The following is a 22,692-nucleotide window of genomic DNA, read 5'->3' on the forward strand; positions in this document are numbered from 1 at the left end:
CTGCGACCATGAGCGACACGATCAGTACTGACCTCGCCAGCATCGGCCTCGGTTTTGCCCAGTGGCAGGACGCCGTCGAGGCGGCCATCGCCACCGGGCGCCTCCAGGTCACCGGCGAGGTCCGCGGCGGCCAGCTGATCCAGTACGCGGACGCCTCGGGCGCGCAGCTGAACATCCTCGCCGTCGAACCGTTCGCCACCTTCGCGGGATTCGCTGCCGACACGCGCACCTACGCGCACGTGACCATGCTCAACGACGTGGTCGCGCTCGCTGACATCGTCGACCCGCACGGCAACACCATCGCGTCGGTCACCGTCAACCTGGCCCAGGGCCCTCTGCTTGTCGACGACCCCACGCTGACCTGGCAGGAACTCGCCGTCGCCGCCCTCGGCCTGAACGTGGAGCATTTCGGCAGCATCGACGACTTCCACGCCGCCCACCCCGGCGAGACCCTGGGCGCCGTCACTTCGCCCAGCGCCGAGACCATCGGCGCGGCAGCGGCGCCCGACGCCAGCGCCCGCTTCTCCGCCCGCGTGCTGGAGTCCGAGTACCGCACCAGCGAGCTCACGGGCCAGCGCTTCATCCACGTCTCGGTCGACGGCGCATTCCCCTTCGAGGTGTGCCTGCCCGACGGCGAGCTGCCTGCCCGCAACTCCGTCATCGCCGGCGAGGCGCTGCTCGCTGGCTCCATCCCCACCCCCACAGGCGGCGGCTGCGGCGGGTGCGGTGACTCCTGCGGCTGCGGCGGGCATTAGAGGTTTATCGGGGGGGTAACCCATGTCATCAGCGCGACGGGATTTCTGGCAGGCGATCGGGATGGGTCTGCTCATCGCCGCCTTCGCGCTGCTGGTGCTGTGGCTCAAGGTGGCCGGGCTGCTGCTCGCGCTCGCAATCCTCGGGGCACTCATCGTGCTCATGCAGCGCTACGACACCACTCCCGAGGTGGCGTCGCTGCGCGCCTCGCTGGCGATCGCGCGCGACGACATCGCGGAGACGCTCGCGCTTTACGACGACCTCCTCACCGGCATGTCAGCCGAGGCGATCGCCGATCGGACCCTGCATGTCCCCGCGTTAGCAGATCGGGGTACGACCAACCCCGTGATCCAGGATTTCCACCTGCGCGCGGACGCGGCGCGCCGCTTCCTGCAGCGTGTCGACGGTCTTTTGGCAAGCACCGACCTCGACCGGCCACAGCTGGAACGGCTCATCGCCGTGGCCGACGAGCGCGCGGAAAACCTCGCCGCCTCCTGGCAGGACGCGCGCCGCGCCGCCCGCGAGATCGGGCCTGGGTAGCGTTACAGAAGCACCGTCCCGCGCGCGACAATCTTCGACGGGCCCGTCATCAGCGCCTCGCCGTCGCCCAGTTCCACCTCGATGGCGCCGCCGGGAACGTTGACGGTGACGGTGCCGTTTTCCACCCCGGCGTCGGCAAGCGCGGCGCGGGCGGCGGCAACGGTTCCTGTGCCGCACGAGCGGGTCTCTCCCACTCCGCGCTCCCACACGCGCATGTGGACGTTCCCGTCGTTTAGCTCGGTGAGCACCTCGACGTTGACCCCCTCAGGGAAGAAGGAGTGGTCGAAGGCAGGTTGTAAAAACTGCATCGCCTCCAGCTCCGCGGCGGTGAGGCCGGGGATCACCGCCGCGAGGTGCGGGTTGCCAACATCGACGCCGAGGCCGGCGAAGTCGAAGTCTCCCATGCGGGCAGTTGAGACGCCGGTAACCTCCACGCGGCCCATGCCCACCGTGACCGTCGCGTCCGTCGAGTCTGCCTGCAGCACCTCGATGTGCTTGACACCGGCGCGGGTGTCCACGTCGAATTCGCGCTCGGTGACCAACCCCTCGGCGACGAGCACGTGGGCGAAGACGCGGACCCCGTTTCCGCACATCTCGGCAATGGAGCCGTCCGCGTTGCGGTAGTCCATGAACCAGCGCTCGCCGCGATTGACCACGCGTAGCAAACCGTCGCCGCCGATGCCGGCGCGGCGGTCGCACAGCGCGGCGACGTCCGCTTCACTCAACGTCAGGGCATCTGCCGGGTCCGGAATGACCACGAAGTCATTCTCGGTGCCGTGTCCTTTGAGAAACTCGATATTCACCCCAGCGAGTCTAGCGCCGCTTCAACCACAGCCTCGTCGGCCGCATCCAGCCACGTGATGCGCGGGTCGCGGTTGAACCAGGAGCGCTGGCGGCGCACGTACCGCCGCGTCCCGGTGATCGTCTTCTCCAGCGCCTCCGCCTCGTCCATCTCCCCGGCCAGCATGGAAAGCACCTGGGCGTATCCGATGGCGCGACCGGCGGTGGAGTCTGCGACCAGCCCCTCCCCAACCAGCCCGCGTACCTCGTCGACAAAGCCGTTGTCGAACATCAGCTGCGCGCGCAGTGCGATGCGGGGATTGAGCCAGTCCGGATCTGTGCGCAGCCCCAGGATGCGGGTGCCCCAGCGCGGCGGGGCGTCCTTCGGCGGCTGGGAGGCGGCGAAGGGTTTCCCGGTCAGCTCGATGACCTCGAGTGCGCGCACGGTGCGCCGCGGGTCTTTGTCCTCGATGGTCGCTGCCGCCGCCGGATCCACCTGGGCAAGCTCTGTGTGCAGTGCGTCGACTCCGATCTCGGCAAGCCGGGCCTCGTACTTCGCGCGGACGGCGGGGACGGTCGGGGGGAACGCCCAGGCGTCGATAAGCGACTGCACGTAGAGCATGGAACCGCCCACGAGCACGGGGACCTTTCCGCGCGCCATGATGTCTTGAACCGTGGCTACCGCGAGGGACTGGTACTCGGCGACGGAGGCCGTCTTGGTCACCGGCCAAATGTCCAGCAGGTGGTGCGGGATGCCTCCGCGCTCAGCGGGCGGGAGCTTCGCGGTGCCGATGTCCATGCCGCGGTAGAGCTGCATGGAATCGACGTTGACCACTTCCCCGCCAAGTTCCTGCGCCAATGCGATGCCAAGGGCGGACTTACCCGAGGCGGTCGGGCCGACGACGGCGATGGGGCGGATCACGGATAGTAGCCTAGCGGGGCTAACTTCTTGTCAGCTTTGCCACGTCCGTTTCTGGGCACGCCCACCCTGCCGGGGCGGGCATACCGTACTCCTCCACAAGCACCTTCAGTGCCACCTCCGGACAGTCGCGCACAACCGCAGCGGTTTGAATCCTGCGCCAATCTTCCCTCGCCCGCTTGAGTTGCTTTGCCCAAGCACCGTTTTTGACATTCAGGTCAAATTCGACTCGAAGCACCTCAAGGATGTCTTCCATGCACGGCCGAAACCTATGGCCCCCCGGTGGGAAAGTGGAACGAGGACAGCTTTTTGCCTTTTTTAAAGTAGTCTTCAAGCTTGCCCTGTTTCTCCACGTCCACCTTTGCGGCGAAGCTCATGAGATGGGTAAATTCATCCCGGTGCGCATGTACGTGAAAATGCGAGCTGGGTCGATATTTATTTGAGCCCCTTACGTACTCGACACGGAATAGGGGCTCCTTCGTCACTTCATCGTAAGGATAAACTGCAAATGAGGACTTCTCTACGGCGAGGAACCGACTAGCGGAATCCCACGTACAGCCGATTGTCACCGCCAAGCTCAATACGCCCTGCCCGCGGGATTTCAGCAACAGCGCACCCGGCGCTTCCTCGCTTTGATCGAACCGGATGTTGACTAACCCGCGAGTCTGGGACGAATTCACCACAGTCGTTTTAAATGGCGGGCACTCCCCCGCAAAGGCATTCAGCGACCTAGTGAGATCGCCGACGAACGTATCAACGAGTTCTTCCAGACTCGCTTCGCCGTGCTCACTCACGACCGAGAAGCCATCTCAACTCGCTGATTCGCTCCCACACCCCTCCTTCACGAGGGGAGAGCTCATAGCGGTACGCGCGCTGCTCAAATCTTTGAATCCCACCGTCGACCGACGCCTCAAGTTGGGCCAGCTCACGCTCCGCCTGCTCGGGGGTCAACCGTTGCATCACCGGTACAGTCATATTCTCCTCCTTCACCACTACGTCTTACCTTGCCACACTTTATGCATTGGCGAAGGACATCCCCCGCCAAAGTATAGAACAGTTGTTCTACACTTACGCCCGCAATGACCACTGCGCCACATACGCCCCCACGCCCAGGGAGTCCTCGCTCGCGATGAGCCGCTTGTCCCCCACGAGCCGCGCGAGCTCGAGCCACAGCTGCTTCTCGACGACCCCCTCCAGCGCCCCGGGGAACTCCCCGCCGTCGAGGAACTCCGCAAGCGCCTCGTGCGTCTCGCGCGCCCCGTCGACCAGCGCGAGCGGGGCGCGCTCGCTCAGGCCCGCGGGACCGTCGACAACCACGACGGTGAGCGCATCCGGGTCGATGGGCTGGATGTGCTCGCGCGAATCAGAGACCTCCGGGTCCCCGAGCGCGTAGCGGGCGATGAGTTCCGGCAGGTAGTGGCCGCCTTTGACGGTCACCTGGGGTGCTCCCCAGGCGCGTAAGGATCCGGTGTGCGCGGTGTACCAGCGCTCGTCTCGGCTGGCCACGATGTGCACGGGACGGTTCGGGTAGCGCGCTATCGTGTCACGAATCGTCCGCAGCAGTCCGTGGTAGGGCTCGTGGGCCGGGGCGAGCTCGCGCACCAGCGCCGGAGATCCGGGGATGACAAGCAGGTTCGGCGCACTCACGGTCTCCACCTTAGCCACTGCTCCTGTCTCGACCTTGTCCGCCACGTAACCCCCACGCTGCCCCGCCGAGACCGGTAAACTCACCGGCAGCATCACAGGCAGCCGTGCCGCGCGGCGACACTCGAGGCGAAAGGACCTTTCCCATGACGCAGACTCCCACCCCGGGCAACCACATCCCCACCCCGGGTGCCATGCCCCGCCGCTCGGTGACACCCGGTCCCCGCCCCAGCGCTAACCCCCAGCAGGTCACCCCGTCGCCGCAGCCCGTCGTCTCCGACCCGTCCGCCTTCGGCCGGGTGGCCGAGGACGGCACCGTCTACCTCACCTATAAGGGTACCGAGCGCGCCATCGCCAACTGGCAGGCCGGCACGCCCGAGGAGGGCCTGGCCCATTACGGCCAGCGTTTCGACGACCTAGTCACCGAGGTTGCCCTGCTCGAGCAGCGCCTTTCCACCCACCCGCAGGACGCCGACGCGCTGAAGAAGCAGGCCCAGGAAATGAAGGACACCCTCGACGAACAGGCCGTGATCGGCGACATCGAGGCCGTGGAGAAGCGACTCGAGGCGATCATCGACAACTCCGCCAAGGCGCGCGAGGCCGCCGCCGAGGAAAAGCAGCGCAAGCGCGCCGAAGCCATCGCCCGCAAGGAAGCCCTCGCCGCCGAGGCCGAGGACTTGGCGGAGAACTCCACCCAGTGGAAGGCCGCGGGAGACCGGATCCGCGCGATCCTAGATGAGTGGCGCACCATTCGCGGCATCGACCGCGCCACCGACGACGAGCTGTGGAAGCGCTACTCCCGCGCCCGCGACAGCTTCAACCGCCGCCGCGGCGCGCACTTCGCTGAGCTCGACCGAGGTCGTGCGTCGGCGAAGAAAGCCAAGGAGGACATCGTCGCCCGCGCCGAGGCGATCAAGGACTCCACCGATTGGAACGAGACCGCACGCGCCTACCGCGACCTGATGACGGAGTGGAAGGCGGCCGGGCGCGCCCCGCACGACGTGGACGACAAGCTCTGGGCGCAGTTCCGCGCCGCACAGGACCACTTCTTCGGCGCCCGCGATGCCGTCAACGCCGAGCGCGACCGCGAGTTCGAGGCCAACGCGCAGGCCAAGGACGCGCTGCTTGCCGAGTACGACTCCCAGATCGATCCCGCCTCGGGCCTCGGCGCCGCCAAGGCGAAGCTGCGCGAGCTGCAGGACAAGTGGGACGAGATCGGCTACGTCCCGCGCGGCAAGGTCCGCGAGTACGAGGACAAGATCGCCGCGATTGAAAAGCGCGTCGCCGATGCTGAGGAGTCGCGCTGGCGCGCCTCCGACCCTGCCGCACAGGCCAAGGTCAGCCAGTTTAAGGTCAAGGCCGATGAGCTGACCAAACAGGCCGAGGCCGCCGAGGCCAAGGGTAATGCGAAGAAGGCCGAGGAGTTGCGCGCCCAGGCCGCACAGTGGCAGGAGTTTGCCGACGTCGCCGCAAAGGCCGTCAGCGACCGCTAGTGCTCACCCCGCTCATCGTCGGCGCCGGCGACACCGAGGCGGTTGGCGCCTACGTCTTCTCCTCCACCCTGGCAGCCCAAGACATCACGGGCCTTGCCGCCTCCGGCGTGTCCGCCGCGCACGTAGCCACCCGCCTGAAGGGCTCCGCAGAGTCGCGCTCCTACCTGTTCGCGTTGAGCACCCGCGAGGCACCGCGTCCGCTGGGCGAGCTCGGCTACCCGGCGCTTGGACCCGATGACCTCCTCGACGTCGAGGCGTGGGTGTTCATCTCCCTGCCCCTGCTCGAGGACACCCGCGTCATCGAGGCTCACATCACCCTCGACGCCGCCATGGCGCCCCTGCCAGGCGAGCCCGCGCCTGAGGCTCCGTGGGTCCACGCGCTTTCGCTTATCGACGCCCTGTCCACCGCACTGGTTAGACCCATCCGCCAGGTGTGGGTGACCCACGCCCTGGGCACCGACGAGCCCCCGGCCTTGCGCGACACCGGCTACTCCCCCGCCTTCTCCGAGGTGCAGGCCACCATGCCCTTGGAGACCACCCCCGCCCCCGCACCGGAGCTGGACATCGTCGCCGACATGGATTTCGCCGCCGCCGACATCCCGGCCTTCCTCCGCCTGCTCGCCTCCGCATCGGCTAGCTACCCGCGCGGTGAGCTCATCCTCGAAACCGTCGATTGGACACAGCAGCGACTTGTCGATGCCGGTGCGCGCCTGCGCGACCGCGGCGGCACCCAGCTCACCGCGCTGGCGCGCGCCTCATCGGGCGACGTAGTCGGGCTTGCCGAGGCCGTCACCTTCGACCACGACGTCGAATCCATCTGCGAACTCGGCCTAGTCTACGTGCTACCCGAGCACCGCGGCCGGGGCCTTGGGCGGGATCTGGTGTCTTCTGTCCTGCGTGCGGCGCGTGAGCGGTGGGAGGACGCGGAGATGGCGTTTGTTTCCTACCCTGCTGGTGAGCCGGCGGCCGAGGCGCTGGCTCGGGCTGGCGGTGCGAAAGCGGTGTCGGCGACGACGGTGTGGCAACGCGCTGATGTCACGAGAGTCCACCTCAATTGACTCTGAGCGGAAGTCGGCACAGCCACAGAAGGGGTTCCCGACACGATTCGCGCGGAGAATATTCTCCCGCAGTATTGAACAGCCATCTCTTCAAGTCTATTTGTAATAGTAAGGCGAAGTTATCTCCCGTCGGTCACTTCGCCGAATCGAATATATTCGGTGAACGGGGATAATTCTGCTCAGGTCGAAAGTCGGCCAGTGACCTCTTGTAATGAACCGAATTTTTTGTGAAATGCTTCCGGGATCTGAGTTTAACCGCGCGAAAGTCTACCTCTTCTAAGTTGACGCCCGTCCAGTCAGTAGCGTCATCTTCTTCCAACATCCAGGAGTCAGAATTCTCACTCGGCATCGCAGGATCGGCGAAGACAGCATTTTTCATGGTTGAAAATCCAAATTTGGCTCCACGAAGATTTCCTCCGACAATCCGAGCACCACCGAAATTGCTAAAAGCTAGCCAAGTCTCTGAAAAGTTGGGCAGCGCAATCTCCGAGAGTCCGAAATCCACTGCCCCGAGATCCGCTTTCGAAAAAGATGACGCGGCGATACGCGAACGACGAAAAGACGATGCTTTCAAATTGCTGTTACTGAAGTCCCCGACCACAATTGCGTCATCGAAATTGGCTTTCCAGAAGTGGCTTTCACGAAAATTGGCAGTCTGGATCAGAGCATTTTGGAAGCTGCACTCCGTTCCACGTGCATCCTGAAAATTGCTTTCAGTTAACTCGCAACGTGCGAAGGACGCCTTGTATAACTTCGCACCTTCGAAAGTCGCATTATTCAAGAGACAACCGGTAAAGTTGGAATGAGACAAATCAATTCCTCTCGGAAATTGCGCGCCACTAAGGTCGGGCGTCCTTCCTCCTGTTACCGGGGACGCTAGGTTCAAACCCCTCATATCCAGGTCCGCCAACGAACTCGGGTTTACATCCCCTGCAAGTCTAGCCCGCAAATTACGCGCTCTAGCTTCTAGAACAAGTTCATTTTCGTCGGCTATTTTCAGGGCCAAATCGAAAAGCTCTTGCCGCCTTCGGCGCCCTTCTTGCCGAAGTTGCCGGATCTTTTCTTCACCCTCAGATAAAGAAATCTCGTTATCAATTAAGGTCCACCAATCGTCGATCTGAAAAAATAGGTCATTAATTGCAGCAGCACGTTCGAGACCATTGTCTCCGAGCAGTTTCGTCGTAGCCGAGTCTCTCCTCTTAGACATCTCTATTCTCTGCTGAGTAGACATCTGCAATATAAGGGCCTTTGAATTACTATCTCTCTGCTCGCGATCCAGCTCACGTTGATTGTCGCGTTCTTCTCGAGCGATGGTTTGCTCCTGAACAAGCCTTTGATATTGCCTACTATCTTCTCTATTCTGCTGATCGATGCTTCGAATCTGAGCTGCCCATACAGAAAAAATAACCCCCGCAGTCGTAAAAAGCGCAGCTACAACAGTCGCGCCCTTTTCTATCCCCTGCACTACGAGTGTGACAACCAGGGATACGCCAATCAGACTCAGCGCGAGAAGAAGCAAGAAGTTTTCTTTTTTCATGAATACATTTTCATCGGGGTAATTTCTTATGCCTTAAACTCAGATTTCTTCAAAATACTCTAAAAATCAACAAATGTTCTATCCAATACTAGGTTCGAGCGCCAACTGAAGCAGTCACCGAAACGTCGTTAATTTTGGTGACCTGACCACCGCTGTCCTTACCCCATCAGATGCAAATCCCGCGCCCTCAATTGTTTGCAACACTCTTTCGGATTGTGCGCCATAATACCTTTATGTCTTCGTTTGCTCAGGTCATGGATCAGCTCCGCGAGAACCAGCCCGCCGGCAAGTACGGTTCCGCCTTCGAGAAGCTCATGGTGAACTTCTTCCGGTCCGACCCGGTCCTGGTCAATGAGTACGACGAGGTCTACCGCTGGGTGGACTGGCGCTACAACGGCGGCACGGCGGACACCGGGATCGACCTCGTCGCGCGCCGGCGCGAGGACGGCCGGTGGACGGCGATCCAGTGCAAGTTCTACAAAGAAACCACGTCGCTGCAAAAAGCCCACCTGGATTCTTTCTTTGAGGCGTCGGGGCATAGCTTCGCCACCGAGGACGGCTCCGAATCCTTTGCCAACCGCATTGTCATCTCTACCACGGACAAGTGGTCCGCCAACGCGGAGAAGGCCCTAGAGAACCAGGTCATACCCACCAGCCGCATCGGTCTGGCCGACATCGCCCAGTCCCCCGTCGACTGGGACGTTGCCTTCCCCGGCTCCGAGATCCAGGTCAACCTTTCCCGGAAAGAAACCTTCTCACCGAAACCCCACCAGCAAACGGCCATCGGCAAGGCCATCGAGGGGTTCCAAACATCGGACCGCGGCAAGCTCATCATGGCCTGCGGCACCGGCAAGACCTTCACATCTCTGCGCCTAGCCGAACAGGTCGCTGAATGCAATGGTGGCAAGGCAAAAGTTCTGTTCCTCGTCCCGTCCATCTCCCTGCTCTCCCAGACGCTCAAGGAGTGGACGGCGCAGGCACGCCTCGATGTGCGCTCGGTGGCGGTGTGCTCCGACACCAAGGTCTCTAAGAAAGCCGAGGACATCGCCTCTTACGACCTGGAGGTGCCCGTGTCCACCCGCGGTGCCGAGATCGCAGATCGCATGAGCTCGGGCAAGCGCAGCTCCGGGCTGCACGTGGTTTTTTCCACCTACCAGTCACTGCCCACGATCCACGACGCCCAAGCGCATGGCCTGGACGGTTTAGACCTCGTCATCTGCGACGAGGCCCACCGCACCACCGGCATCACGCTCGCCGGTGAGGAGGCCTCGAACTTCACCAAGATCCACGACGCCGACTACATCAAGGCCTCCAAGCGCCTGTACATGACCGCCACCCCCCGGCTTTTCGACGACGCCGTCAAGGGCAAAGCCGCCGATCACTCCGCCGAGGTCGCCTCCATGGACGACGAGGCGATATTCGGCCCCGAATTCCACCGCCTCGGCTTCGGGGAGGCCGTTGAAGCCGGCCTACTCACCGACTACAAGGTGCTGGTGATGACGGTCGACGAGGACATCGCGGCCGACACACTTGCGCGCGGAAGCCAAGAGATTAACCTCTCGCTCGCCTCTGCCATGATCGGTGCGTGGAACGGCCTGGCCAAGCGCTCCGGCAAGGAGCAGGGCACCAAGTCCGGATTCGAGCACGGCGCCGAGCCAATGCGCCGCTCGGTCGCCTTTGCCAAGGACATCAAGACCTCGAAGCAGATCGCGGAGTTCTACCCGGCGCTGATTGCCAACTACCAGCAAGCGCTGCGCGAGGCGTCGGTGCTTAGCGACGTCTCGGACCTCAACCTCGGCCTGGAGGTCGAGGCCCGGCATGTTGACGGCTCGATGAACGCCCTGGCCCGCAACAACCGCATCTCCTGGCTGGAATCCTCCTTCACTGGCAAGGAGACCCGCGTGCTCACCAACGCCCGCTGTCTCTCGGAGGGCGTGGACGTGCCCGCGCTCGACTCCGTCATCTTTTTCAACCCGCGCAATTCCATGGTGGACGTGGTCCAGTCCGTGGGCCGCGTGATGCGCAAGTCTGAGGGCAAGGACTACGGCTACATCATCCTGCCGGTGGCCGTTCCCCCGGGGAAGTCCCCGTCGGAGGCGCTCAACGACAACACGCGGTTCAAGGTGGTCTGGCAGATCCTCAACGCGCTGCGCGCCCACGATGACCGCTTCAACGCCGTGGTCAACGCGGTCTCACTTAACGAGGGCAGCCCCGACGCTTTGCCTATCGACGTCGTACACGTCGACGACCCCGCAAGGAAGCTCGACAAGCTCTCGGGGGACAACACCGACACGCCTACCGACAGCGGCAAAGAGCTTTCCGGCCAATCTCTTGCCCTCTTCTCCCTGGAGCAGTGGCAGGAGGCGATGTACGTCAAGATCGTGGACAAGGTGGGCACCCGCACCTACTGGGAGGACTGGGCCGACGACGTCGCGGAGATCGCCCAGGCCCAGATCGCCCGCATCAACGCGATCCTGGCCAACGCGAACCCGAAGCTGCGCCGCGAGTTCAATTCTTTTGTCGAGGGTCTGCGCAATAACCTCAACAACTCGATCACCCCCGAATCGGCCGTGGAGATGCTCTCCCAGCACCTGATCACTGCGCCGGTGTTCAACGCGCTGTTTAGCGAGCACGACTTCGCTGCCTACAACCCCGTCTCCCGGGTGATGCAGCGCATGGTCGACGCGATGGCGAATAACCACCTCGACGCGGAGACGGAGAAGCTGGACAAGTTCTACGAGTCGGTGCGATTGCGCGCCGCCGCGGTCACCTCGGCCTCCGGCAAGCAGCAGGTGATCAAGGAACTTTACGAGCGCTTCTTCCGCAAGGCCTTCAAGAAGCAGGCCGAGGCGCTCGGCATCGTCTACACCCCCGTGGAGATAGTGGACTTCATCCTGCGCGCGGCAAATGACGCCTCTCTCCAACACTTTGGCCGAGGTCTTAGCGACGAAGGCGTGACCGTCCTCGACCCGTTCGCCGGTACCTCGACGTTCACGGTCCGTCTGCTGCAGTCGGGACTCATTCAGCCGGAGGACATGGCGCGGAAGTACGCAGGAGAACTCTTCGCCACCGAGATCATGCTGTTGGCCTACTACGTCTCCGCGGTCAACATCGAGACCACCTACAACGCCCTGCAAGCGGAGGAAGCGTTGCGGCGCGGAGAACCCGAGCCCGACTACGTGCCGTTTAGCGGCATTACTTTAGCTGACACCTTCCAGATCCATGAGGATGGCGACATCCCGGACCTGAACATTTTCCGGGAGAACAACGTGTCGATCGAGCGGCAGAAAAAGGCGCCGATCAACGTGGTCATCGGCAACCCGCCGTATTCCGCTGGTCAGACGAGCGCCAACGACCTCAACGCCAACCTGAAGTACCCCAGCTTGGACAAGCGCATCGCCGAGACGTATGCGACCCTGTCCACCGCGACCAACAAGAACTCACTGTACGACTCCTACCTGCGCGCCTTCCGCTGGGCCACGGACCGGATCGGTGACCAGGGAATCGTTGCGTTTGTCTCCAACGGCGGTTGGATTGACGGTAACACCGGTGACGGAATGCGCCTATCGATGGCAAACGACTTCACCGACGTATACGTGTTCAACCTCCGGGGCAACCAGCGCACCGCTGGAGAGCAGTCGCGAAAAGAAGGTGGCAAGGTGTTTGGTGCAGGATCCCGCAGCACCATCGCCATCACCGTCGGCATAAAGGATCCCAAGCGTTCCGGCTTCACCCTCCACTACCGCGACATCGGCGACTACCTCAGTGCCGAGGAAAAGCTCGAAATCGTCAGCCGAAGCACCCTAGAAAACATCGATTGGCAGAACATTCAGCCGAACAAATCCGGCGATTGGCTAAACCAGCGAAGCGAGGACTTCAGCACTTGGCCGGTCATCGGGGATAAGAAGCACTCTGGGCTGCAATTCTTCGTCGAATTTTCCCGAGGTCTCGCTACTTCGAGAGACGCGTGGGCCTACGCTCAAACCAAAGTCCAGCTGCTCGAAAAAATGGGCCGAATGGTCTCGACTTATGACAAAACACGAGACGAACTTCAGCGTTGGTCAACCCAGCATCAGAGAGATCAAATTAGGGAATCTGACGTTAATGAGTTTTTAAGCAGCCGTCCGGATCTTGCCTCCCCTACTAAAATTTCTTGGAACCGATCACTCAAGCTTCAGGCCGCTAAGAACAATGAAATCCCGGTTCAGGCCGAGCGAATCTACGCCTCGTTGTACCGGCCTTTCACCGCGATGGTGGCATATTTTGATACACCTTTGAACGACATGGTATATAAGCTTCCGTCGATGTTTCCGACTCCGTCCCACGAAAACGTAGGCATCGGAGTCTGTGCGGCATCGAATCGGACCCCGTTCTCTGTCCTTGGACTTGACATTCTGCCGAATCTAGGATTGTTCATGGACCCTGTTCAATTCTTCCCCCGCTTCACTTGGGCACCAGCAAACGCTGATGGCGGCCTGTTCGGTGAGGGGAGCGTCGTCACGCAAGCTCCCGAGCCCAGCGAGTACGGCGAGATTGGCGAGGTTGCCGACGGGTACGTGCGCGTGGACAACGTCACCGACGAGATCAAAGCGATCTACCGCGAGGCCCTGGGCTCCGACATCACCGCCGACGACATCTTCCACTTCGTCTACGGCAAGCTGCACGACCCTGCCTACCGGGAGACGTACGCAGCGGACCTGAAGAAGATGCTCCCGCACATAGAGACGCCCACATCGCGCGAGGAGTTCGACACGTTCGCCGCTGCCGGGCGTGAGCTGATGCAGCTGCACGTGGGCTACGAGGACGTCGAGCCGTGGCCCGTGACTGTCACGGTCAAGGGCGATGAGGCCAACCGGGAGACGTGGCGGGTCTCCAAGATGGCGTGGGCGAAAATCATTGACCCGGAAACCGGGAAGAAAGTTGACGACGTGACCACGCTGAAGTACAACTCGCACGTCACTATCTCGGACATCCCCGCCGAGGCCGACGAGTACATGCTCGGCTCGCGCAGCGCGCTGGGGTGGATCGTGGACCGCTACCAGGTGAAGAAAGACAAGGCCTCCGGCATTGTCAACGACCCGAACGACTGGGCCGACGAGGTCGGCAACCCGCGCTACATCGTGGATCTGATCGCCAAGGTCACGCGGGTGGCGGTGGAGACGGTTCGGATTGTTAGGGGGCTTGAGTAGACGCCCCTACCCCGCCAGGATCGTCGCTATCAGGTTGATCGTGCCGCCGAGGGGGAGCGCTGAGACACAACGTCCCGGGAATCCTGACGTTCGCATCGACGTGCTGAAACTCAGAGGTACTAGGTATGCAGCGAGTGTAACCGCCTACTGCCTCTGCGCCAGAAGCTCGCGCACCATCGGCATAACTTTTTCACCGGTGAGCTGGATTGACTCCATTGCGTACTCGTGCGGCAAGGTGCCGTTGGAGTACTTGTACACCAAGCGGTCCAGGCCGAGCTCGCGGATGGTGCGCGCCGTCTTGCGCGCCACCGTCTCCGGCGAGCCGAGGTGCAGAGCACCATCTCGGATCTCGTTGACAAACTGCTCCGGGGTCGGCTCCGGCCAGCCGCGGTGGCGCCCAGCAAGCGTGCGGGAGCGGCGCCAGTGCGGGTACATCCGCTCGGCAGCCTCCTCATCGGTAGCGGCGAAGCCGTGCACGTGGGCGCCGACGCATTCGCGCGGATGGCCGAGCTCCTCGTTCGCCCGTTGGTAGAGATCCACGAAGGGTTTAAAGCGCACGGGTGCGCCACCGATATCGCCAGCATCAGTTTCATCCGTTGGCGTGCCGCTCGCACGACGGACTCGGGCGAGCCGCCCACCGCAACCCAGGTGGGCAGGGGTTGTTCGGTGCGGGGAAACACGGAGGTGTGCTCAAGCGACGCCCTGGTCGTACCCGACCAGGAGAAGGGTTCGCCGGTGCGGTCGGCGTCGAGAAGCGAGCGCACAAGGTCGAGTTTTTCTTCGAAGAGCACCTCGTAGTCGCGCAGGTCGTAGCCGAACAGCGGGAAGGACTCGGTGAACGAGCCTCGGCCCAACTGCATCTCGGCGCGGCCGTTCGACAGCGCCTGGAGGGTGGAGAAGCGTTCGAAGACGCGCACCGGGTCGTCGGAAGATAAAACAATGACCGAGGTGGTCAGGTGGATGTACTTGGTGCGCGAGGCGATCGCGGCGAGCAGCATATCGGGGGCGGACACGGCGTAGTCATCGCGGTGGTGCTCGCCGATGCCCAAGACGTCGAAGCCGAGCTCGACCATGGCGGGGCCCTTGGGTGTTGTGGTTACGTCACCTACAACGCGTGGCTGAAATGGACACTATCCCCGCGAGCTCACAGGTTTAGACGGGACTGAGTGAGGACCCACACGGATCCTTCGAAGTGACAAGCTTGTATTTCTCAGACCCGCGCAGCAGATCGGTCTGCTCCATCCACGCGAGAACATCAAAGACCCGGAGTGCGGAAATGCTCTCGCGCAGACCCACAGCCTCACGCAGAGCTTTCAGCATCTGCTCGATGCCAGGATCTTCCACCAGCGCAATGTGAAGCGGGCGCAGGTACTGTTCACGTGCGCCAGTTAGCGCCGTAACTCGCTCGTCGTAAATCGGGTAAATATGCGGCAGTTTCCGAGCAATCAGCTTCGACGCCCTCACCGCGCCAATGCCATCTACCTCGCGCAGCTTCTTTTCCAGCACAAACGGAGCCCAGGCAGTGTCTGGGAGTAATTTGATTCTCCCGGTGTAGGAGGTTTTCTCCAACGGCACCTGGCTGAGCGACGCGTACCCGCTGCACGCCTGAACCGCCTCTGCCAGAAAGTAATTAAACTCTTCTCGCCGCCGATGCAAAATCACCGCCGCGGCCCGTCCTTCGATCGGCGCGCTCAGGTACGAAGCCGCGAGAATGTCCTCTGCGGTGAACTCCTCGGGTTGTGCGGGATGGGGGCTTTGCGTCCACTCATCGTAGTATGCGCCGGAGAACCATCCCGTCGGGTTCCGATCACCAGCGTCGCCTTCTAGCCGGGAACTGTAGTAGCGCCGGAGTAAGGTTTCGGCTGTGGTCGAATCACCTGCCATGGCGGCAATCAGGCACACGGGCAACCTGAACCGAACACTGTTGTCCACATCGACTCCTTTCGGGGACGCCTCCGCTTCCCTCTCGCTTGAGCTGAAGACCGGTCACGGATCCTCCGCGGGTCGCGCGCACTCTAAGGCTGCCACAATGAGTACGTCAGCCCATGTAGCGTAACACCATGAACGCCTTGGACCGCCGCGGAATCAGACTCGTGCTCATTCATCTTGCGTGCCTGGGCGCCTACATCGTATCCCCGTTCCTCGCCGCCACGTTCCTCCCCCTGCGAGGCTGGCTCACCCTGGGAATCGGACTAGGCATCATCGCCTGCCTGGCCAGCGCCTGGTTCGTCGCCACCGCGGTGCGTTCGGAGGAGCGCAGCAGCGGTTCCGCACTCATCTTTGCTATCTCTGCCATCCTCACCGCCGTGGGGTGGGGTTTCGGCATAGTCGGGTGGATTGAAGAGTTTCGCGCCAACACGGAGCTGCCCATTATCAACCTCGGAATTCTGCTGGTACCGGCGGGTGTGCTCCTCGGGGTCGCGGGTGTGGCTGCCGCGTGGGCTCAGTCGATATCGCAGGACGGCCGACGGTCTCACTAACGCTTACCGCACACCCCCGCTGGCCCGGGCGTACCCTTGAGCCTCATGGATACGCTCGTCCTCGCCGCAGGTGAGTTCGACCAGACCTCCGCGCTGGTCAGCTTCGCCTGGATCATGGCGGCCGCGCTGCTCGCGCCGATTATCTCCCAGCTCACGCGCGGTTACGTGCCATCCGTGGCGCTATTCCTATTGTTCGGCATGCTCATCGGCCCCTCGGTGTGGGGACTCGCCGGATTCGACGGTGGCATCACCCTGCTCAAAGAGCTCGGCGTCGGCGCCCTATTCCTGCTCGCCGGGTTCGAAATCGACCGCTCGAGCCTGCGCTCGCGCCAGGCGGGCAGCTCGCTTGTCACCTGGGTGTTCTGCCTGGTGCTCAGCACCGGCGGCGCATGGCTTCTACTTCGCGACGCCCCCTCGCCCTCGTCGTCGGCATCGCGCTGACCTCCACCGCCTTAGGCACCGTCATGCCCGTGCTCAAGCAGCAGGGTTTAGAAGACTCGAAAATTGGCCGGTCCGTGATGATCCACGGCGCCGTCGGCGAAGTCGCCCCGATCGCCGCGATGGCGCTGCTGCTCAGCACCCGGTCGACCCTAGCCACAGCCATCATCCTGCTCGTCTTCGTGGTCATCGCGGTGCTCGTGGGAATCATGCCGCGGGCGATCGTCACACTGATGCCGTGGGTGCACAAGGCCTTCCTCGCCGGCTACGGCGAGACCAACCAGACCGTCCTGCGCCTGATCGTGCTCATCCTCGCAGTGCTCATGGCCGTTACCGCCGTCTTCGAGCTCGACGTCGTGCTCGGTGCCTTCGCCGCCGGCTTCATCCTCAACGCCGTCGCACCGAACGAGATCCACGACGACCTAGAGAAGGCACTCAACGTGCTGTTCTACTCCATGCTCATCCCGGTCTTCTTCGTCGCCTCCGGCATGGAGATCAACTGGCAGGTTATCCGCGACAACGCCCTCGCAGTCATCGCCGTTCCACTCATCATCCTGATCACCCGCGGCCTGCCGGTCTTCCTGCGGGAGAACAGCCACCGCGACGACGAGAAGCTTGCGGTTCTCGAGCGCCTCCAGGTCGCCCTCTACGCGGCCACCGGGTTGCCGATCATCGTCGCGGTGACATCACTCGCGCAATCTGCGGGCCTGCTCGATCAGGAGACGGCCTCCATCTTCGTCGCCGGTGGCGCGCTCACCGTCGCGGCCTACCCGCTGCTGGCGCGCGTGGTGGCGTCGCAAAGCAACAATGCCTAGCCTTCGATCTTCGAACGGCGGATGCGCAGCTCCCGTTCTGCCCCTATGAGCGGGGATCCCGCAAACGGCAACGTGCCGAGATCGACCGCAGACGCGGCCCGTAACGCCTGCTCGATCGCGCTGCTGGCAACTGCCTGAGGCAAGCCGATAGAGTCAGCTAGTTCCAGCCAGTGCCTTCGGGATAGACCTTTGTCTCCGCCTGCAATTGGCAGGGCCATCGACATGTCGCGGTAGAGCATCGTGCACGGCATGTCGTATATCGGGGCAACGTTCCATTGGCCCTGCAGGTCACGCAGAATCGAAATGGGGCCCGAACCCCGGAAAGTGGACACGGGGATTTAATCAAGATGCGATAGTAAGTGTAGCTGATTCGGCGGCTTGAAAAGGCGTTCGGCGAGCGGTAGCCACACCACGAGCGCAACCGTTGGGTGTTGTACCGGATGCACCACTGGAACACGTCCCGGCGACACACGAGCTGACTGGCGAAAACAGGCTCGTCCTTGAGGACTTCCCGCTTCAACGAGGCGTTGAACGACTCCGCCAACGAGTTGTCCGCGCTCGTCCCGATCGTACCCATCGACTGGGTGACACCGAACCGCTCACATAACCTCCGGTACTGCTCAGAGGTATAGACACTGCCGTGATCCGAGTGAAAAATCGCCCCGTCAAGGCTACCTCGGACCCCGTGAGCCATCGTGAGGGCTTCTTCGACCAACTCGGTGCGCATGTGGTCGGCTATTGCGAAACCGGTCAACTGCCGCGAATAGCAGTCGATGACCGTGGCCAGGTACATATTCGACCCGTCCGCGATCGGCAGGTACGTGATATCGCCGACGTAGACCTTGTTCGGTTTCTCCGCGGTGAACCGGCGTTTCAGAAGGTCAGGGAATTTAGGCGCACGTTTCGCGGACACGGTGGTCTTCACCCGGCGTTTCCTGGTGTAGCCGAAAAGGCCCATCTGCCGCATCAACCTGGCAGTGTGCTTGTGATTGAGACGGTCACTATTGCCCCGGTCGTTGGCGGGATCGGCGTTGATGGCCGCAGTCACACGTTTCGCCCCGTAACAGCCGTTCTCGGCCGTGAACACGGCCTTGATCCTCGCTCCCAGCGCCGCGTCAGCGACGAGGCGTCGCCGGCGGGCAGGAGCAGCAGATTTCCATTTGTAATACGAGGACCGGTTGACCTTCAGGACCTCACATAACCGCTTGACCTCGTAGAAGTCTCGGTGGTCATCAACGAACTGAAAGCGGTTCACCAGTTCGTCTCTTTAAGCGAAATATTTGGCCGCCTTGCGCAGGATCTCTCGTTCCTCCCGGAGCTTGACGTTCTCGCGTTCCAACACGCGGATCCGCTCGGCATCGGAGAGTCCTTCAGCCGGGGAGCGTTCGCTGTTGGCTGCGGCGATCGGGCTGGCGACTTTTTCACCGTTGGCGTTGGTTTTGGTGCCGGTGCCGAAGGCGTCGAGCCAGGTGCGCAGGGAGTTGCGGTTGACCCCGAGATCGGAGGCGATCGCGTTGATCGTGGCTCCGGGGGTCGACTCGTACAACGACACTTCCGTCACGCTTGAACTGCTCGGTGTAGGTCTTGCGTGGCATGGTGGAAAGGTACCTCACTTTCCTAGCGAGATGCTGGTTTCAGCGTGTCCACCACCAAGGGGTCAAGTCCTTGCCCACATGGTCGTTGGCGTAGCTTCGTTCCAGCTCGTTTGCGAAGTATTTTGCCTGATAGCTTGAAAGATGTGCGCCGAAAGTTACACCCCAACTCGTTGGTGTTGCACTCACACGGTCAGACTGATTAGGGTTGTAAGCCATACTCTCCTCTATGTGATCACCGCCACTTAATGACAATGCGGTAACTATACCGCAAGGCGGTCGTTCAGAGCGCAGAGAATGCACTCCCGAGACGTCTGGATGAACCGTCCGATCTGGACGTGCTGCCACTAACGCTTTTTCCAGCTATAACGCCCGTCTCGGGTAGCGCGTAGCCTCAGCGCCCCGACCACGCTGAGTCGCACCTCGAAATAGCCCCTGTCGGGCGTGGTTCTCCTACCCCACGATCGGTGGGGCCCTCAAACCGCGCCACCAGCCCACAATCACGCTGAAGTCCCCCGCGCCCTCTGGTAATATCTTCCCCGCACTGGGGCGCGGCCCTCGCAGTACGCGCTCCCCTTCTATCTATTTCACTTCTCAATGGGATCGAGCAATGGCAGTCGACCTACACCCCAGCCAGTGTGATGCGGAAGAGATCAGCCGCACGTTTCAGGCCGATATCGACCACGGGCTGGAAGGCGGTGACGCCCTCGCCCGGCTCGAGCGCTACGGCCCCAACCAGCTCCGCCAAAAGCCACCGGTGCCGCTGTGGCGCAGGATCCTGCGCCAATTTCAGGACCCGCTGGTCTACCTCCTGCTCGTCGCCATGGCGATCTCCGTTCTCGCGTGGTTCATTGAGGGCGCCAGCGGAGTGCCCGTCGACGCGATCGTCATCGCCGCCATCGTCATCGCCAACGCGCTGATCGGACTCGCCCAGGAGAACAAGGCCGAGGGCGCCGTCGCCGCTCTGTCCGCGATGACGGCCGCCACCTCCACCGTGCTTCGCGACGGCCGCCTCGCGACCATCCCCTCCGACCAGCTCGTTCCCGGGGACCTCCTCGTACTTAGCGAGGGCGACTCGGTGGGCGCCGACGCCCGCCTGGTGGAGTCCACCAACCTGCGCGTTCAGGAATCGTCACTGACCGGCGAGTCGGAGGCGGCCGAGAAAGACCCCGCCACCATCACGGACCTCGTCGGCGTGGGCGACCGGCGCAACATGGTGCACAAGGGCACCGCCGTTGTCCACGGTGTGGGCCGGGCCGTGGTCACGGCGACCGGCATGGACACCCAGATGGGTTCGATCGCCGACATGCTCGATTCCACCGAGCGCAGCGCCTCGCCGCTGGACAAGGAGATCGAGAAGGTCTCCAGGATGCTGGGGCTGCTCGTCATCGGAATCGCCGTCGTCGTCATGGGCGCCCTGTTCGCCCTCAGTGACGTATCGAATGCCTCCGACGCCATCGAGATCCTTCTGCTCGGCGTCTCGCTCGCCGTCGCCGCCGTGCCCGAAGGCCTGCCCGCCATCCTCTCCCTCGTACTCGCCATGGGCGTTCAATCCATGGCCAAGCGCAACGCGGTGATGAAAGACCTGCACTCGGTGGAAACCCTCGGCGCCGCCTCCGTGATCGCCTCGGATAAGACCGGCACGCTCACCCGGAATGAGATGACGCTGCGCACGGTGATGACCAGCTCCGGCACCATCAACCTCACCGGCATCGGCTACGCCCCTGATGGCCACGTCGAAGGCAGCCCGGATGAGCAGCAGCTCGAGGAGGCCCGCCTCGTCATCGCCGGCGGCGCCATCGCCAACAACGCGCAGCTTAGCGACGCCGCGCCCTGGACCATCGAGGGCGACCCCACCGAGGCGGCGTTCCTCGTCGCACAGCACAAGATCGACGGGATCGCCGCCCGCACCAAGCAGTTCGAGCGCCACGCCGAGGTCCCCTTTTCCTCAGAACGAAAGCTCATGTCGGTCGCCGGCCGGGACGCCGTCGCCGGAGAGGTGCTGGTGACCAAGGGCGCGCCCGATGTCCTCCTGTCGCGCTGCACGAAGCGGCGCGTGGGAGCGCACGAAATCGAGCTCGACGGTGCCGCGCGCGACGAGCTGCTGGACGCCGTCGAGCGCCTCAGCGGCGAGGGATACCGCACCCTCGGGGTGGCCTACCGCCTCCTCGACGCGCCCGCCCACAACCTCACCGAGGACGACGAATCCGACCTGGTATTCGCCGGCGTCGTCGGTATCATCGACCCCCCGCGCGAGGAGGCGACCGAGGCGATCGCCCAAGCGCACTCCGCGGGAATCCGCACGATGATGATCACGGGCGATCACCCGCGTACGGCGGCGAAGATCGGCTCAGACCTCGGCGTCGTCGAGCACGAAACAGGCGCTCTCACCGGCGACGAGATCGAGGCGCTCGACCACGAGCAGCTCCGCGACGCCGTCCGCGGGGTCAACGTCTACGCCCGCGTCACACCCGAGCACAAGCTCCGCATCATCGACGCACTGCAGGACGACGGGCACATCGTCGCCATGACCGGCGACGGCGTGAACGACGCTCCGGCGCTCAAATCCGCCGACATCGGCGTGGCCATGGGCATCACGAGCACGGAGGTGACCAAGGAGGCGGGCAAGATGATCCTTGCCGACGACAACTACGCCACCATCATCTCCGCCGTGCGCCAGGGCCGCGAAATCTACGACAACATCCGCAAATTTCTCCGCTTCCTGCTGTCCTCCAACATGGGCGAAGTCATCACGGTGTTCTTCGGCGTCGTTCTCGCGGGCGTCATCGGACTCTCCGGCTCCGCCGAGGGCCTCGCCGTGCCGCTGCTGGCCACACAAATCCTGTGGGTCAACCTGGTTACGGACTCCGGACCCGCCCTGGCAATGGGTGTCGACCCGGCGGACGGCGACCTCATGGCCCGGCCGCCACGCGACCCCTCCTCGCCGATCATCGACCGCGACATGTGGTGGCGCATCATCTTCATCGGGTCGATCATGGGCGCGGTCACCCTCCTGTCCATCGACATGTTCCTGCCTGGGGGCCTGTTCACACTCCACGCGGAGAATCTGGACGTCGCCCGCACCGTCGGCTTTACCACCCTCGTGTTCGCCCAGCTGTTCAACGCCCTGAACTCCCGCTCGGCCACGCACTCCGCGTTCCGCAACTTCGGTGCCAACCACTGGCTCTGGGCGGCGATCGCGCTGGCCGTGGTCCTGCAGATCGCCGTCGTCCACCTGCCGTTTATGCAGGTGGCGTTCGGCACCGCAGCGCTTCACTGGAAGCAGTGGGCGGTGGCCGTCGCCATGGCCTCCGTGGTGCTGTGGGCCGAGGAGTTGGCGAAGCTGGCGCGCCGCGGTCTGTCGAGGTAGAGGCGCCGGCATGGCGTGGCGCGACGAGGTGGCGCTCTCCCGGACCTGACCCCTTGGTGGTGGACACGCTGAAACCAGCATCTC

Annotated in this window: 18 protein-coding genes and 3 pseudogenes; 9 read left to right on the forward strand and 12 right to left on the reverse strand. The window is 63.0% G+C overall.

The window, feature by feature from the left end:
* The first annotated feature begins 8 nt into the window (after nt 1-8).
* The gene (locus G7Y29_RS06355; RefSeq protein ID WP_196820119.1) at nt 9-755 is read left to right on the forward strand and encodes a hypothetical protein; all 747 of its coding nucleotides are present in this window, start codon (nt 9-11) and stop codon (nt 753-755) included.
* Nucleotides 756-777: 22 nt separating this feature from the next.
* The gene (locus G7Y29_RS06360; protein WP_144318174.1) at nt 778-1,293 is read left to right on the forward strand and encodes a hypothetical protein; all 516 of its coding nucleotides are present in this window, start codon (nt 778-780) and stop codon (nt 1,291-1,293) included.
* Between the two features lie 2 nt (nt 1,294-1,295).
* Here the strand turns inward: G7Y29_RS06360 and dapF are convergent, their stop codons facing one another.
* The 5 genes from dapF to G7Y29_RS06385 form a co-directional block, all read right to left on the reverse strand.
* Entirely contained in the window at nt 1,296-2,096 is an 801-nt protein-coding gene (gene dapF, locus G7Y29_RS06365; protein WP_165003787.1) for a diaminopimelate epimerase, read from the reverse strand.
* Entirely contained in the window at nt 2,093-2,992 is a 900-nt protein-coding gene (gene miaA / locus G7Y29_RS06370) for a tRNA (adenosine(37)-N6)-dimethylallyltransferase MiaA (protein ID WP_165004244.1), read from the reverse strand. Before miaA ends, dapF begins: the two co-directional genes overlap by 4 nt.
* A 22-nt stretch (nt 2,993-3,014) precedes the next feature.
* The gene (locus tag G7Y29_RS06375) at nt 3,015-3,248 is read right to left on the reverse strand and encodes a hypothetical protein (protein ID WP_165003785.1); all 234 of its coding nucleotides are present in this window, start codon (nt 3,246-3,248) and stop codon (nt 3,015-3,017) included.
* A 13-nt stretch (nt 3,249-3,261) separates the two neighbouring features.
* Nucleotides 3,262-3,786: a hypothetical protein gene (locus G7Y29_RS06380; protein WP_165003784.1), complete on the reverse strand. Its 525-nt coding sequence runs from the start codon at nt 3,784-3,786 to the stop codon at nt 3,262-3,264.
* A gap of 274 nt (nt 3,787-4,060) precedes the next feature.
* Complete coding sequence (locus tag G7Y29_RS06385) at nt 4,061-4,639, reverse strand: hypothetical protein (protein ID WP_165003782.1); 579 nt, start codon at nt 4,637-4,639, stop codon at nt 4,061-4,063.
* 143 nt (nt 4,640-4,782) lie between these two features.
* Here G7Y29_RS06385 and G7Y29_RS06390 point away from each other — a divergent pair, with 143 nt between their 5' ends.
* Both G7Y29_RS06390 and G7Y29_RS06395 read left to right on the forward strand, forming a co-directional pair.
* Nucleotides 4,783-6,129: a DUF349 domain-containing protein gene (locus G7Y29_RS06390; protein WP_165003780.1), complete on the forward strand. Its 1,347-nt coding sequence runs from the start codon at nt 4,783-4,785 to the stop codon at nt 6,127-6,129.
* Entirely contained in the window at nt 6,129-7,187 is a 1,059-nt protein-coding gene (locus tag G7Y29_RS06395) for a GNAT family N-acetyltransferase (RefSeq protein WP_165003778.1), read from the forward strand. Before G7Y29_RS06390 ends, G7Y29_RS06395 begins: the two co-directional genes overlap by 1 nt.
* 133 nt (nt 7,188-7,320) lie before the next feature.
* On the opposite strand, the gene G7Y29_RS06400 is transcribed toward G7Y29_RS06395, so the two are convergent.
* Nucleotides 7,321-8,724, reverse strand: coding sequence for a pentapeptide repeat-containing protein (locus tag G7Y29_RS06400; RefSeq protein WP_165003776.1), 1,404 nt, complete (start codon nt 8,722-8,724; stop codon nt 7,321-7,323).
* A gap of 233 nt (nt 8,725-8,957) precedes the next feature.
* On the opposite strand from G7Y29_RS06400, the gene G7Y29_RS06405 reads away from it, so the two are divergent.
* Nucleotides 8,958-13,913, forward strand: coding sequence for a DEAD/DEAH box helicase (locus G7Y29_RS06405; protein WP_165003774.1), 4,956 nt, complete (start codon nt 8,958-8,960; stop codon nt 13,911-13,913).
* Between the two features lie 144 nt (nt 13,914-14,057).
* Here G7Y29_RS06405 and G7Y29_RS10840 read toward each other — a convergent pair whose 3' ends face one another.
* The 3 genes and pseudogenes from G7Y29_RS10840 to G7Y29_RS06415 form a co-directional block, all read right to left on the reverse strand.
* A complete protein-coding gene (locus G7Y29_RS10840) occupies nt 14,058-14,471 on the reverse strand; it encodes an LLM class flavin-dependent oxidoreductase (RefSeq protein WP_249399858.1) in 414 nt (137 codons plus the stop codon).
* A gap of 74 nt (nt 14,472-14,545) precedes the next feature.
* Nucleotides 14,546-14,986: pseudogene (locus G7Y29_RS10845) on the reverse strand (LLM class flavin-dependent oxidoreductase); the annotation flags it as partial.
* Nucleotides 14,987-15,065: 79 nt separating this feature from the next.
* A complete protein-coding gene (locus G7Y29_RS06415; protein ID WP_196820120.1) occupies nt 15,066-15,845 on the reverse strand; it encodes a DUF6308 family protein in 780 nt (259 codons plus the stop codon).
* A 128-nt stretch (nt 15,846-15,973) separates the two neighbouring features.
* On the opposite strand from G7Y29_RS06415, the gene G7Y29_RS06420 reads away from it, so the two are divergent.
* The 3 genes from G7Y29_RS06420 to G7Y29_RS06425 are packed head-to-tail and all read left to right on the forward strand — an operon-like array spanning nt 15,974 to nt 17,646.
* Nucleotides 15,974-16,393, forward strand: coding sequence for a hypothetical protein (locus G7Y29_RS06420; RefSeq protein ID WP_196820121.1), 420 nt, complete (start codon nt 15,974-15,976; stop codon nt 16,391-16,393).
* A gap of 45 nt (nt 16,394-16,438) precedes the next feature.
* A complete protein-coding gene (locus G7Y29_RS10940) occupies nt 16,439-16,834 on the forward strand; it encodes a cation:proton antiporter domain-containing protein (protein WP_283248417.1) in 396 nt (131 codons plus the stop codon).
* Nucleotides 16,783-17,646, forward strand: a complete 864-nt coding sequence (locus tag G7Y29_RS06425; RefSeq protein ID WP_283248418.1) for a cation:proton antiporter — start codon at nt 16,783-16,785, stop codon at nt 17,644-17,646. The genes G7Y29_RS10940 and G7Y29_RS06425 overlap by 52 nt, the downstream gene beginning before the upstream one ends.
* On the opposite strand, the gene G7Y29_RS10850 is transcribed toward G7Y29_RS06425, so the two are convergent.
* From G7Y29_RS10850 to G7Y29_RS06435, 3 genes and pseudogenes are all read right to left on the reverse strand, one after another.
* Nucleotides 17,643-17,789, reverse strand: coding sequence for a hypothetical protein (locus G7Y29_RS10850; protein ID WP_249399711.1), 147 nt, complete (start codon nt 17,787-17,789; stop codon nt 17,643-17,645). The genes G7Y29_RS06425 and G7Y29_RS10850 overlap by 4 nt on opposite strands.
* Before the next feature lie 6 nt (nt 17,790-17,795).
* Nucleotides 17,796-17,897: pseudogene (locus G7Y29_RS11025) on the reverse strand (hypothetical protein); the annotation flags it as partial.
* A 119-nt stretch (nt 17,898-18,016) separates the two neighbouring features.
* A pseudogene (locus G7Y29_RS06435) lies at nt 18,017-19,241 on the reverse strand (IS3 family transposase); the annotation flags it as partial.
* A gap of 607 nt (nt 19,242-19,848) precedes the next feature.
* Here G7Y29_RS06435 and G7Y29_RS06440 point away from each other — a divergent pair.
* The gene (locus G7Y29_RS06440; protein ID WP_165005151.1) at nt 19,849-22,608 is read left to right on the forward strand and encodes a cation-translocating P-type ATPase; all 2,760 of its coding nucleotides are present in this window, start codon (nt 19,849-19,851) and stop codon (nt 22,606-22,608) included.
* The last annotated feature ends 84 nt before the right edge of the window (nt 22,609-22,692 follow it).

The organism is Corynebacterium qintianiae (assembly GCF_011038645.2).
Taxonomy (GTDB): Bacteria; Actinomycetota; Actinomycetes; order Mycobacteriales; family Mycobacteriaceae; genus Corynebacterium; species Corynebacterium qintianiae.

Excerpts from the sequence above, each read along its gene's own strand:
- G7Y29_RS06355 (WP_196820119.1), top strand. The coding sequence starts at position 9 with ATGAGCGACACGATCAGTACTGACCTCGCCAGCATCGGCCTCGGTTTT.
- G7Y29_RS06360 (WP_144318174.1), top strand. The coding sequence starts at position 778 with ATGTCATCAGCGCGACGGGATTTCTGGCAGGCGATCGGGATGGGTCTG.
- G7Y29_RS06375 (WP_165003785.1), bottom strand. The coding sequence starts at position 3,248 with ATGGAAGACATCCTTGAGGTGCTTCGAGTCGAATTTGACCTGAATGTC.
- G7Y29_RS06390 (WP_165003780.1), top strand. The coding sequence starts at position 4,783 with ATGACGCAGACTCCCACCCCGGGCAACCACATCCCCACCCCGGGTGCC.
- G7Y29_RS06400 (WP_165003776.1), bottom strand. The coding sequence starts at position 8,724 with ATGAAAAAAGAAAACTTCTTGCTTCTTCTCGCGCTGAGTCTGATTGGC.
- G7Y29_RS06405 (WP_165003774.1), top strand. The coding sequence starts at position 8,958 with ATGTCTTCGTTTGCTCAGGTCATGGATCAGCTCCGCGAGAACCAGCCC.
- G7Y29_RS06420 (WP_196820121.1), top strand. The coding sequence starts at position 15,974 with ATGAACGCCTTGGACCGCCGCGGAATCAGACTCGTGCTCATTCATCTT.
- G7Y29_RS10940 (WP_283248417.1), top strand. The coding sequence starts at position 16,439 with ATGGATACGCTCGTCCTCGCCGCAGGTGAGTTCGACCAGACCTCCGCG.
- G7Y29_RS06425 (WP_283248418.1), top strand. The coding sequence starts at position 16,783 with ATGGCTTCTACTTCGCGACGCCCCCTCGCCCTCGTCGTCGGCATCGCG.
- G7Y29_RS06440 (WP_165005151.1), top strand. The coding sequence starts at position 19,849 with ATGGCAGTCGACCTACACCCCAGCCAGTGTGATGCGGAAGAGATCAGC.